Below are 13,616 nucleotides of genomic sequence, written 5' to 3'. Positions count from 1 at the left end.
CTCTTATGATCGCGAATACGTTTATAAAAAGGCCCGTCACCGCCATCGTTATTTCCATCGTGTTAGTGCTCACGGGCGCTATCTGTATCGCCGTCCTGCCCGTCGACCAATACCCGGACATCACCCCACCCATCGTGCAGGTGAACGGCCAGTTCACCGGCGCCGACGCCCAGACAGTAGAACAAACCGTCGCCACACCCATCGAACAACAGGTGAACGGTACTCCCGGCATGGAATACATGCAGAGCAACAGCACCAACAACGGCCTGATGTCGATAAACGTCACTTTTAACATCGGCACCAATATCGATGTCGCTGCCCTCGACGTGCAGAACCGGGTCAGCATCGCGACACCCCTGCTGCCCGCCGTCGCCAGCCGGCTGGGGATAACCGTACGTGCGGTAAATCCCAGCATGTTGATGATGGTGGCCATCTATGCGCCCAAGGGTACGCACAACATCACCTTTTTGGACAACTATGCCAACATCTTCGTCCAGGACGCGTTGCTTCGGGTCCCCGGCGTAGGCACCATCCAGCGGTTTACCGACGATTTCTCCATGCGGGTCTGGATGAACCCGCAGAAGATGGCGGCCTATAGCCTTACCCCGCAGGATGTGATCAATGCGCTCAACGCGCAGAACGTCCAGGTGGCGGCAGGCTCCGCCGGCGTACCTCCACAGGACAAGGCCCAGACCTTCGAGATCGGCATCCTCGTCAACGGCCGCCTCAGTAAAGCAAAGGAATTCGAGAACATCATCGTCAAGACCATCCCCGCCACCGGGGAGCTCGTTTACCTCAGGGACGTCGCCCGCGTGGAATTGGGTAAGTTCACCTTCGCCAGCAACTCCTTCGTCGACGGCCAGCGCGCTTCTTATCTGCAGATCTACCAGGCCCCGGGCAGCAACGCGCTGCGGACGGCCGAAGGTGTCTATAAAGAACTGGCACAGCTGAAGCAATTCTTCCCCGCCGACGTCGAATACTCCGTTCCGTTCGAATCGGTCACCGTCGTGAAGGTCTCCATGACGGACGTCGTGTATACCCTGCTGGGGACCCTGGCACTGGTAGCGCTTGTTGTGTATCTCTTTCTGCAAAACTTCCGCTCGACCCTTATTCCAGTGCTGGCCATCCCCGTATCCATCTTCGGAACATTCTGCTTCTTTATACCTCTCGGATTCACGATCAATACGCTTACGATGTTCGGCTTCGTGCTGGCCATCGGCATCGTGGTGGATGACGCCATCATCGTGGTCGAGGCCGTGCAGCACTACATCGACGAGAAGCACATGTCACCCAAAGAAGCGACCTATCACGCCATGAAGGATATCTCGGCGCCCGTGGTAGCCATCGCCCTTATCCTGGCCGCCGTTTTCGTCCCTGTGGGCTTCATCCCGGGTATCGTGGGCCGCCTCTACCAGCAGTTTGCGATCACTATTGCTATCTCCGTGCTCATCTCAGCCTTTATCGCACTCTCGCTGACCCCGGCGCTCTGTACGCTGCTTTTAAAACCTTCCAAGCCAAAAGAAGAGGCAAGGGGCATGAGGAAGGTCTTCATCCGATTCAACGAATGGTTCGACCGCGTCACCGGGAGATACCGGATGGGTGTCGACAGATCGATAAAGGGGGCGCCTCTTATCCTCATCCTTCTGGTATGCGTCTGCGTGGGCGCCACTTTCCTTTTCCGGGACAAACCTTCGGGCTTTATTCCTTCCGAAGATGATGGTAATATTTATGTCACCTTCCAGCTGCCGCCGGCATCCTCCACCAGCCAGTCCGTAGCGCTGATGCAACGCCTGATGAAGGTAGTGTCGGAGACCCCCGGTGTAGCGCATTATGCCGCGCTTTCCGGACTTAACGTAATGACCAACGCCAGCAATTCCAACTGCGGAACCATCTATTGCCAGCTCAAACCCTGGGACGAGCGATACGCGGATGCTGAACGCGTACCCGGCATTCTCGCTGAGATTCGCCAGCGCATCGGCGACGCGGGCATCCGCAACGCCAACGTGGAGGTGATCCAGCCCTCCCCCATCCCGGGCATCGGCGCCGGTGTGGGCTTTAGCCTCCAGATCGAACAACGCAGCACCAACGACGACCTGCATGGTTTCGAAAATGTCGTTCAGAAATTCATCACCGAGGCCAACAAGAACCCGGCCATCGCCAATGTCTATAGCTTCTACTCCGCCAAGACACCCGGGTATTCCCTCACCGTCGACCGCGAGAAGTGTGAAAAGCTTGGCGTCAACGTCGCCGACGTGTTCACCACCATCCAGGCCTTTATGGGCAGCCTGTACATCAACGATTTCACCGCTTATAACCGAACCTTCCACGTCGTCGTCCAGGCGGATACCGTTTTCCGCTCGATGATCTCCGACATGGACAAATATTATGTACGCAACCAGGCGGGCAATATGCTGCCCCTCGGCACGCTGATAAGCTATCGCCCCACCGAGACTGCGCCGCTGATCTCGCACTTCAACATCTTCCGCAGCGCCGAAGTGGATGGCGCGCCGGCGCCCGGCCATAGCAGCTCGGAAGCCCTCCAGGCCCTCCAGGATATCGCCACCCGCGTGCTGCCGGATGGCTATACTTTCGAGTTCTCCGGCATCAGCTACGAAGAAAAAAAGGCGGGGTCGACGACGATCTATATCTTCCTGTTCTCCATCACCTTTGTCTTCCTCTTCCTGGCGGCCCTTTACGAGAGCTGGTCCGTGCCCTTCTCCGTCCTGCTGGCCGTACCGATCGGTGCTTTCGGTGCTATTCTGACCCTGGTGCTCGTCCCGAGCCTGACGAACAACGTCTATGCGCAGATCGGGCTTATTACCCTCATCGGGCTGGCCGCCAAGAACGCCATCCTCATCGTGGAGTTTGCCAAGGTCCGCGTCGACCGAGGGGAAGACCTGATCCAGTCGACGCTCGACGCCGTGAGCCTTCGGCTACGCCCCATCGTGATGACCTCGCTGGCCTTCATCCTCGGGGTGCTGCCCCTGGTATTCGCCAGCGGCGCAGGGGCTGTAGCCCGTAGGACCATCGGTTATACCGTTTTAGGAGGCATGCTTGCTGCGTCGACAATCGCTATCTTTGTGGTGCCTGTTCTTTTCGTGCTCATCACCCGCGCCACTTACGGAAAGAAAAAGCTCGAATACCTTCGCGCACACCATGCCGACCTGATGGAAAAAGCCAAAAAAGTAGAGGCTCAGAGCATCGACCCCGAGCTCGAATTTGAAATTCAAAAATCACGCGACCTGCACAACTTATGATTGCCAATACCTTCATAAAACGACCGGTAACGGCCATCGTCGTATCGACGGTGCTGGTCATCTCAGGGGTCATCTGCATCTTCAACCTGGCCGTCGACCAGTACCCGAATATCTCCCCGCCTTCAGTGGGCATCAACGGCAATTACACCGGCGCCGACGCCCAGACGGTTGAACAGACCGTGGCCATCCCCATCGAAGAGCAGGTGAACGGTTCGCCCGGCATGGAATACATGCAGAGCACCAATACGAATACGGGCGGCATGAGCATCAACGTCACCTTTGGCGTCGGCACCAATGTGCATATCGCCGCACTGAATGTCCAGAATCGGGTGGGTATCGCAACACCCCTCCTGCCCTCTGTTGTCAGTAAGCTGGGGCTCACCGTGCGCGCCCGTAACCCGAGCATGCTCATGATGGTGGCGGTCTTCGCCCCAAAGGGCTCGCACAATATTACTTTCCTGGACAACTACACCAATGTCTTTATCGAGGACGCCCTGTTGCGGGTGCCGGGGGTCGGCGATGTCCAGGCCCGCACGGACCCCTTCGCCATGCGCATCTGGCTCAACCCCGACAAGATGGCCGCTTATGGTCTGATGCCAAAGGACGTCATCACAGCGCTCAACGCCCAGAGCGCATACGTGGCCGCCGGCTCTGTCGGCGCCCCGCCCCAGCAAAACAGCCAGGCCTATGAACTGACCGTCCTGCCCAACGGCTTGCTCTCCAAGCCGGAGGATTATGAAAAGGTGGTCGTAAAGAACGTCCCGGATTCCGCCGGCAACACCGGACAGCTGGTCTACCTCAAAGACGTTGGTCGCGTAGAATTGGGGAAATTCACGTTTTCCAGCCATGCCTGGGTCGACGGTAAACGCGCGTCCATTCTCATGGTCTACCAGGCCCCGGGAAGCAATGCGCTCGAAACGGCCAACAATGTCTATGCCGAGCTCGATCGGCTAAAGAAGTACTTCCCACCGGACGTGGATTACCGGGTTCCCTTCGAATCGATAACGATCATCAAGGTCTCCATCCACGAGGTGTTGATGACGCTCCTGCAGGCGCTGGGTCTCGTGGCAGTCGTCGTCTTCCTCTTCCTGCAGAACCTGCGGTCAACCCTCATCCCCGTACTGGCCATCCCGGTATCCATCCTGGGAACCTTCTGTTTCTTCATCCCCCTGGGATTTACGATCAATACCCTCACGATGTTCGGCTTCGTGCTGGCCATCGGTATTGTGGTGGATGACGCTATCATCGTGGTGGAGGCGGTGCAGCACTACATCGACGACAAGCACATGTCGCCAAAAGAAGCAACCTACCACGCCATGAAGGAGATCTCGGCGCCCGTGGTAGCCATCGCTCTTATCCTGGCGGCCGTCTTCGTTCCCGTGGGCTTCATTCCTGGCATCGTGGGCCGGCTCTATCAGCAGTTTGCCATCACCATCGCCATCTCTGTGATCATCTCGGCCTTTGTCGCCCTCTCCCTGACGCCAGCCCTTTGTACCCTGCTGCTGCGGCCTTCCCACCTCCAGAAAAAGAACATCTTCGACCGGTTCTTCCTCTCGTTCAACAGCGGTTTCGACAAGCTCACCGTAAGGTATACCCATGGCGTTCATCGCTGGATAAAGGGGGCACGCTACACCGTTATCCTGCTGGCCTGCATCTGCGTGGGGGCCTTCGTCCTGTTCAAGAAAAAACCATCGAGCTTCATCCCGTTCGAAGATGAAGGCCGCCTCTATGTAGCCTATCAATTGCCCGAGGCCTCGTCCGTTGCCCAATCGGTGGAATTAATGCAAAAACTGATGGCCATCATCGAAAAAGATCCGGCCGTCGGCCATTTTTCCGCCATCTCGGGTTTCAACATCCTCAATGGCGGCGCCAATTCCAACAACGGCAGCATGTTCGTCATGCTCAAACCCTGGGAAGAAAGGAAAACGCCGGAGCAGCGCGTTCCAGGCCTCATCAGCGTATTGCAAAAGAAGATCGCCGCCGCCGGTCTGAAGAACGCCAACATCGTCGTCATCCCGCCCCCGCCCATCCGGGGAATCGGCCAGGCCGCGGGCTTCTCCATGCAGATACAGCAGGGAAATACCAATGATGATATCCACCAGTTCGAGACGGTGGTCAAGCGATTCGTCGCCGAATTGCGGAAGAACCCGGCTACCTCCACCGCCTTCAGCTACTACGGTGCACATACACCAAGCTTTGATCTCACCGTCGACCGCGACAAATGCGAGAAGCTCGGCGTCAGCATCTCGGATGTCTTCAACACCATGCAGGCGTATATGGGAAGCCTCTTCGTCAACAATTTCACCCTGTACAACCGCACTTACCACGTCGTGGTCCAGGCGGATACCGCCTACCGGGCTTTCATCGGCAATATGGACAAATATTACGTCCGCAACCAGGCCGGGCAGATGCTGCCGCTGAGTACACTCATTCACTATAGGCCTATCGAGACAGCCCCGCTGATCAATCACTTCAACATCTTCCGCTCCGCGGAAGTGGACGGTTCCACACCCCAGGGCTACAGCTCGGGCCAGGGCATCGAGGCCCTCAAAGCGACGGCCGCCAAATACCTCCCGCAAGGGTATACTTATGAGTTCTCCGGCCTCAGCTACGAGGAGATCAGGGCGGGTTCTACCACTACCTATATCTTCATCTTCTCCATCGTATTTGTCTTTCTTTTCCTGGCAGCCTTATACGAAAGCTGGTCCGTCCCCCTGGCGGTGATGCTGGCCGTGCCGATCAGCGCCTTCGGAGCCATCGCCACCCTTAGTATGATCCCACCCCTGACGAACAATGTCTACGCGCAGATCGGGCTCATCACGCTCATCGGCCTGTCAGCCAAAAATGCTATCCTGATAGTGGAATTCGCCAAATTACGAGTTGATCGCGGCGAACCGCTGATCCGGTCGACCCTGGAAGCCGTCAAACTGCGCCTCCGGCCCATCATTATGACGTCCATGGCCTTTATCCTCGGGGTCATGCCGCTGGTGCTGGCCTCAGGAGCAGGCGCCGTCGCGCGTAAGACCATCGGTTTCGTGGTACTGGGCGGGATGATCGCTTCCTCCACCCTTGCCATCTTCATCGTGCCGGTGCTCTATGTGCTGTTCACCCGGTTGTCCTATGGCAAAAAACAATTGCAATGGCTGCAGGAACACCACGAAGAGCTGATGGAAAAGGCGCGGCGCGTCGAAGAACAGAAGATCGATCCGGAATTGGAGTATGATATCGCCCGGGCACATGCGGAAAATAAAGCGAGTCGCGAAGAGAATGGCAGCGTGAGCCCCGCATAGCCCGGCTCACTCGCTACGCAGCGCCTTCAGAGGACTGGCCATTGCCGCCTTGATAGCCAGGATGCTCACCGTCGCCAGCGCGATCCCCAAGGCCGCGACACCCGCGGCCGCAAAGACCCACCAGCTAAGCTGAACGCGATAAGCATAGTTCTGCAACCACCGGTTCATCGCCAGCCAGGCCAGCGGCCACGCCAACAGGTTGGCCAATAGCACCAGCCGGACAAAATGCCGGGATAACAGTAGCACGATCGTATTGACGCCCGCGCCCATTACTTTGCGGATGCCGATCTCCTTGACCCGTTTCTCGGCAGCATAGGACGCCAGCCCGAACAGTCCGAGACAGGAGATAAAGATCGCCAGCCCTGCAAGGATACCCACGATATTGCTCACCTGCCTGTCCGCCCGGTACACCTCCGCAAAATGTTCATCGAGGAATTGATATTCCAGCGGCCGGTCGGGGAAGATACTCCGCCAGGTGGATTGGATATAGGCGATGGCCTGGTCGGTCTTTCCCCCTTTCAGTTTCACGGACAAATTGTAGAAGCCATATTTTTTCATGTTGAAAAGGAACAAGGTCTCTATCGTATGATGCAGGGAGTTGAAATTGAAATTCCGCGCAACGCCGACGATGACGCCTGCCGAGTCGAACCCGAAATGCCTTCCTATCAGGTAGGAGACCGGCTTGCCAGGCATATCCTTCAGCAATTCCTGTGCAAGGGCTTCGTTGAGGATGTATTCCCGGCCGTCGGCCTGTTTCTCATGGGAGAAATCCCGACCGGCTATCAGCGGTATCTTGTAAAGCCGCAGGTAGTCAGGGTCTGTGATGAGCCGCGTGGCGGTGAGATTCCGCATCGGCCCGTCTCCTTTGAATTCCACACCGGATTGATCGAGATGGCTTCCCAGGATGTCCATGGCGCCCGTCACCCCCGCGATGGCCGCATTGGTGCTCAGCTGCTGTTTCAGCAGATCGAATTTTTGCGAAGAAATATCATCGAGGGTAATATTCACCACCTGGTCGCGGTCGAATCCCGGGTCCTTTCCCTGCATAAAGCTTAGTTGCCGGTAGACAAACACCGTACTGATGATAAGGAAGACGGCGCTGGCGAATTGCGCGACGACAAGCACATTCCGCAGCAGACTTTTGTTCTTTCCGATCTGCGGCAGCCCCTTCAGCACCTTCACCGGCTGGAAGGATGACAGATAGGCCGCGGGATAAAGTCCCGATAGCAGCCCGACGATCACCGTCGCCAGGACGACCACCAGCGGGATCCACCGGTGCTGATCAAACACCAGTACGAGATGCCGATCGCTCAGGGTGTCGACATACAACACGGCCGGCCACAGCAGCAGCAGGGCCAGTACCATCGCCAGCAGCGCGAGTAATACCGTCTCGCTGAGAAACTGGACGCTAAGCTGTGTTCGCAGCGCCCCGATGGATTTACGGATGCCTACTTCCTTTGCCCGCTCGGCCGACCTGGCCGTCGACAGGTTCATAAAGTTGATACAGGCTATAACCAGTACGATGAAGGCGATGACGGTAAAGATGTTCGTATAGTTGTTGTCGAATTTCTGGTAGTTGACATAATCGAGCCCGATATCCGCGGCATGGGCATGTACGGCCTTCAGCGGCAGTAGGAAGAGCTCATAATTCTTCCAGTTATCGCCTTGCATGTGCCGTTGAAGGTAGGCCGGGAACCTTTTCTCCATGGCGGCTACATCGGTGTTGGGAGCTAATTCGAAATAGGTGTTCAGCCAGTTGCCGCCCCAGTTGTCCGACCAGTCAGCCCTGATAAACGTATTGAAAGAGCTGAGCGCATCGAACCGGAATTGCGAATTCTCCGGGACATCTTCGAGGACACCCGTTACCCGGAAAAGTACCGTATCGCCGCCATAATGCACGATCGTTTTTCCTATGGCGTCTTCACTGCCAAACAGCTTTCGCGCCGCCGAAGCCGTAAGGACCATGCTGTTGGGCTTTTGCAAGGCCGTTGCGCGGTCGCCTTGCAGCAACCGGAAGTCGAACATCCGGAAGAAGGCGGTGTCCACCTCGAACACTTCCGGTAAAAAGAGCCGCCGCTCGGCATAAGTAAGCTGGTATTTGTCTTCCCAGCGAATGTGGGTATAGTTGACGATCCCGGGAAACTCCGCCTTCATGGTCTGCCCCATGGGGAACATGCTCAGGGCCACCTTCTGGGAAGCCACCATGCCCGGGAATTTCTGCACCTCGTTGAGGCGGTAGATATTCTTCGTATGCTGGTTGTCAAAACTCTTCTCATAAAAGACAAAGAGCATGATCACCATACAGGCCGCCATGCCGATGGCCAGACCCGCGACGTTGATGATCGAATAGACCCTGTTTTTCCAAAGGTTGCGCCAGGCCGTCTTGAAGTAGTTGGCGAGCATATTGCTGTTTTTACAGGAAAGTCGTTCGTTTTAATGAAAACGTTGCAGCACCCTGTCCGCCGCAGTCGACCACACGTCGTGCGCTCCGGCTGCCGCGATCTCCTTTCCCGCCTGCTCATTGATGCCGCCCGGCGTAGCCGCATGATGCGCCAGCGCGCTAAAATCAACCGGCTTCGACTGTTCAGCCAGAAAGGAAATGGATTGAAAGAGCCGCGCAACATAAGCACCCGCCATCTCCGGCATTACCCCATGCGCCGCCGTCCACTCGCTGAGCCGGGACAACAGTTCATAGTAGGGCGTGATCAGCCCCGTCAGCGTCCATAGCGCATGCAACTGGTCTTCGTCATCCACTTCCAGGGGCTCACCCAGATGCCTGAAAAGCCGCTTGACCTCTTCGCTGGCGCCATACATCGGGAGAGGACAATTGTGATGCACCACGGTAGGTAGGGGTATTGCCCTGCAAACGACCGAAGCCGGCCTCACCATTCGCTGCAGCCGGGCATATTTTAACAAGGCCACCAGCGAGACGACGGTATGGTCTTCCCGAAAATGCAAGGCAGAAAGCACTTCGGCCGCCAGCGGCGGCCTTACGGCAATGATCACGATGCAGCTGCTGTCGAGCACCGCCTGGTTACTTTCCAGCCGGGTGACGGGGGCGAACTTGGCTGCTAAAGTCTTTGAGGTCTCGGTATTCCGTGGAGAAAGAAAGATCTCCAACCCTGCCACTCCCGAAGTGCAGAGGCCCTGTACGATGGCCGCGGAAATCCTGCCTACTCCGATAAATCCGATTCGCATGGGGTTGTATTTTACACAAATATACCCACTAATGGTGGACAACCCGCCGTCCGGCCGCAGCCTAATGCCGCACAACCGTACTCTTCATTATCCGTTGCAATTGCCGTTCGTTGGCAAAACCACAGCGGCTGGCGATTTCCCGCATCGTGATGCCGGGCGAATAACGGAGGCTGGTCGCGAGCTCCAGCCGTAACAAGGTAATATACCGGTTGATGGAGATCCCCGTCTGTACTTTGAACGTGCGGGTAAGATTACGGCTGCTCATGTTGACCATCGCCGCCATCTGGTCGATCGTGGCCCGCGTGTCAAGATTCGCTATAAGCCAGTCCTGTAGCTCGTGGATGCCCCGGTGCAGGTGGTTGCGATAGTTGAGATAGACACTTTCCTGGGAATGCCGGTCGCTCCGCCGGAAATAGACCACCAGCTCACGGGCTACCTTATGCGCCAGCAATGGTCCCTGGTCTTCCTCCAGCAGATACAAGGCCAGGTCGATGCCTGAGCTGATACCCGCGCTCGTATAGATATTCTCATCCTCGGTAAACAGGACATCCTCCCGAACGTCGATAGCCGGGAATTCCTTTCGCAGCAAGGGGATCAGACTCCAGTGGGTGGTGCAGGGCCTGCCGGTGAGCAACCCTGCCCGCGCCAGGATAAAGGCGCCCGTACAAACAGAACAAAGCCGCACGCCCTTCTCCGCCTCCCGCTGCAGCCAGGCATACACTCCCTGCCATTCTTTTTGGTCTTCGCCCGCCGTCAGCAGCCGGCTGCTATAACCCGGAAGAAAAAGAAAGTCACCTGCCTGCAGCTTGACGGCACTATAGTGCGCAAGCCCGCAAACGCGAAGTCCGGTGGAGTCGATGATAGATTCCCGGAAAGAACAATGTTCGATGGGATAACCGGCCAGCATCTGCCCGGCCGCAAGAAAAGCCTGGCTTGGACCCGACATATCCAGCAGATGTACACCGGGCGGGACAAAGAAGACGACTTTACTGGTAGTGGCCATAGAAACAGCATTATTCCTCAAAGATAGCTCCATCTGCCCACCATCGCAAGGACGGCTGGGCGACAGATCGGGCCATCATTGCTCACGGCAGTTAAAATCAGGTTGGTTTCAGTGAATTATTGGTCAGCCGGTATCAAATGTCTTTCGTACATTTAATACCTAATACCTAAGAAGGAAATGAACCACCTCCTCCTGTCCCTCTGCATCGGCACATGCTTGCTCTCCGCCGCCCTCCTGCCCGCCTCAGCCCAGACAACGGGGACAACCAGTGAAGCCAATCTTGCCGTCGTGGCCACCGCTACCGGCTCGGCCCGGCCGGCCACTATTCTCACCACGCTCAATGACGGAGAAACCCCCACTCCACCGGGAGACCCCCGCTATCCCCAGCCTCACCGCCAGGCTAACCAGTGGGTACAGTACGAATGGAAACAACCCGTCACTACCCGGCAGATAGCCGTCTTCTGGTGGGACTATACCCATCTGGCAAAACTACCCGGCGTGTATCACGTGGAATACTGGGATGGCGCCGTCTTTCAGCCCGTCCACAACCCCGCCGGACTCGGCCTCGAACCCGGCAAATTCAACTCCACCACCTTTGATGAAGTGACGACCACCCGGCTGCGCCTCGTCATGGATTCCATCGATCGCTATAACTCCACCCTCGCCGAATGGACAGTCGCCGAGTCGGAACACTCCCACCCCATCGCCCCGCTGGTGTTGCCTGGCCCCGATCGCGACGTGATGCTCGACGGCAAAACATATCTTTCCGGCCATACGCGCTCGGTACATCCCGTCACCCGGGTGGAATGGACAAAAGCTTCGGGCCCCGGCACGGTCAGCTTCAGCAGCACCACTGCCGCCGATGTCACCGCCACCTTTTCCACGCCCGGAGACTATACCCTCACCTACACGGCCTGGCAGGGAGATCTTCCCGCCAGCGAGAATGTCCACGTCAGGGTCGCCCTCCCACCACCTGCCAAAAGACTGGATGTAGTCTATACAAAACATTACAGCATCGACAGCCGGCTTTGGAACGATCGGGCCAAGGTCATTATCACCCATTGGATCCCCTGGTGCATCGCCCAGTGCGAACGTACCGACCTCACCACCGGCGAAGGTGGTCTGGATAACTTTATCGAAGCGGCAAAAGCCCTCCGTGGCGAGCCTCATGGGAAGCATAAAGGCTATGTTTTCGCCAATGCCTGGGTGCATCAGACAGTGGAAGCGATGTGCGAAGCCCTGATGGTCGATCCAAAAGGCGACACCGCCATCATCGCCGCACAGGAAAAGATGAAGGCTACGCTGGAAAGATGGATCCCGATCATCCTCGCTGCACAGGAACCCGACGGCTACCTCCAGACGGCCTGGACCCTCCGCGACACCAGCACCTGGCATCATCGCTGGTCGCCCGAAGGCCGGTGGAACCATGAAGGCTATGTCTCAGGCTATTTCATCGAATCGGCCATCAACCACTATACCCTGACGGAAGGGAAAGACAAGCGGCTGTACAACGCAGCCAAACGCCTTGCCGACTGCTGGGTAGCCAACATCGGCCCGGGGAAGATCGCCTGGTACGACGGTCACCAGGAGATGGAACAGGCCCTCGTCCGCTTTGGCCGTTTCGTCAACGATATGGAAGGCCAGGGCCATGGCGACAACTATATCCGCCTGGCCAAATTCCTGCTCGACAACCGGAAGAACGGCAGTGAATACGACCAGAGCCACGTCCCCGTCCAGGAGCAGTACGAAGCCGTAGGACATGCTGTACGTGCGACCTACAACTATTCCGGGATGGCCGATGTCGCCGCAGAAATGAAGGACGTGGATTATCAAAGCGCGGTGCTTTCCCTATGGGATGATATGGTCAACCGGAAGTATTATATCACCGGCGGCATCGGCAGTGGCGAGACCTCCGAAGGCTTTGGTCCCGACTATTCCCTCCGCAACTCCGCTTATTGCGAGTCCTGCTCCAGTTGCGGGCTCATCTTTTTCGAATACAAAATGAACCTGGCCTATCATGATGCGAAGTATGCCGACCTCTATGAAGAAACGCTTTACAATGCCCTGCTGGGCTCCCTTTCCCTGGACGGTAAGGACTTCACCTATACCAATCCTTTGTCGACATCCCAGCCCCGCTATGGATGGCATGACTGTCCCTGCTGCGTCGGTAATATTCCCCGCACCCTGCTGATGATGCCCACGTGGGCCTATGTCCGTGGAGACGATGGACTCTACGTCAACCTCTTCATAGGCAGCAGGATCAAAGTGGAAAAAGTAGCCGGCACGGATGTCGAGATGGTACAGCAGACCGACTATCCCTGGAGTGGCAAGGTGGCCATCACCGTCAACCCGGCAAAGGCGGCCAACTTCACGGTCTATGTCCGGGTACCCAACCGCACTACAAGCGAGCTCTACACTCCACAGCCACAGGTGAGCGGCCTGGTCTCGCTTTCCGTCAATGGCCAGTCGCTGAAACCCGCCATCGAACACGGGTATGCCATCATTCGCCGCACATGGAAGAAAGGCGATAAGATAATGTTGGAATTACCGATGGCCATCCAGCAGGTGACCGCTGATGATAAGATCGCAGCCGATCGTGGTCGTGTCGCCCTGCGCTATGGCCCCCTGCTCTATAACGTCGAGGCCGCCGACAACAAGGACATCAACCAGTCCATCGGACCTCTTCCGCTGACGGTCGAGTGGGATCAGCAGCTGTTGCATGGGGTCATGGTCATAAAAGGAAAATGGGCAGATGGATCGCCGCTGGTGGCCGTGCCTAACTACGCCCGCATGAACCGGGTAGCGCCGACACCGACACCTGAGAATGGCAACAAGCCGCCAGTCTCCATCGTATGGATAAAAAAATAG

The 13,616-nt window shown here is 57.0% G+C and carries 6 protein-coding genes; 3 read left to right on the top strand and 3 right to left on the bottom strand.

The genetic code is table 11. The features are described from left to right. The first annotated feature begins 5 nt into the window (after positions 1–5). Together IEY39_RS02085 and IEY39_RS02080 are read left to right on the top strand one after the other, a co-directional pair. Positions 6–3,257 carry an efflux RND transporter permease subunit gene (locus IEY39_RS02085; RefSeq protein WP_188928014.1) on the top strand — a complete coding sequence of 1,084 codons (3,252 nt, stop codon included), beginning with the start codon at positions 6–8 and terminating at the stop codon, positions 3,255–3,257. Next, on the top strand, positions 3,254–6,547 hold the full coding sequence (locus tag IEY39_RS02080) for an efflux RND transporter permease subunit (RefSeq protein ID WP_188928012.1): 3,294 nt from the start codon (positions 3,254–3,256) through the stop codon (positions 6,545–6,547). Before IEY39_RS02085 ends, IEY39_RS02080 begins: the two co-directional genes overlap by 4 nt. Positions 6,548–6,553: 6 nt before the next feature. On the opposite strand, the gene IEY39_RS02075 is transcribed toward IEY39_RS02080, so the two are convergent. The 3 genes from IEY39_RS02075 to IEY39_RS02065 all read right to left on the bottom strand — a co-directional run bounded on the left by IEY39_RS02075 (position 6,554) and on the right by IEY39_RS02065 (position 10,748). Further along, positions 6,554–8,950 (bottom strand): ABC transporter permease, encoded by a 2,397-nt coding sequence (locus tag IEY39_RS02075; RefSeq protein ID WP_188928010.1) that lies wholly within the window; start codon positions 8,948–8,950, stop codon positions 6,554–6,556. A 30-nt stretch (positions 8,951–8,980) separates the two neighbouring features. Beyond that, a complete protein-coding gene (locus IEY39_RS02070; RefSeq protein WP_188928008.1) occupies positions 8,981–9,745 on the bottom strand; it encodes an NAD(P)-binding domain-containing protein in 765 nt (254 codons plus the stop codon). A 61-nt stretch (positions 9,746–9,806) separates the two neighbouring features. Continuing rightward, a complete protein-coding gene (locus IEY39_RS02065; RefSeq protein WP_188928006.1) occupies positions 9,807–10,748 on the bottom strand; it encodes a GlxA family transcriptional regulator in 942 nt (313 codons plus the stop codon). A 177-nt stretch (positions 10,749–10,925) separates the two neighbouring features. Between IEY39_RS02065 and IEY39_RS02060 the strand changes: the two genes are divergently transcribed. Beyond that, positions 10,926–13,616 carry a glycoside hydrolase family 127 protein gene (locus tag IEY39_RS02060; RefSeq protein ID WP_188928004.1) on the top strand — a complete coding sequence of 897 codons (2,691 nt, stop codon included), beginning with the start codon at positions 10,926–10,928 and terminating at the stop codon, positions 13,614–13,616.

This window comes from Puia dinghuensis, from assembly GCF_014642875.1.
Taxonomy (GTDB): domain Bacteria; phylum Bacteroidota; class Bacteroidia; order Chitinophagales; family Chitinophagaceae; genus Puia; species Puia dinghuensis.
This window is presented reverse-complemented; position numbering and strand designations above follow the sequence as displayed.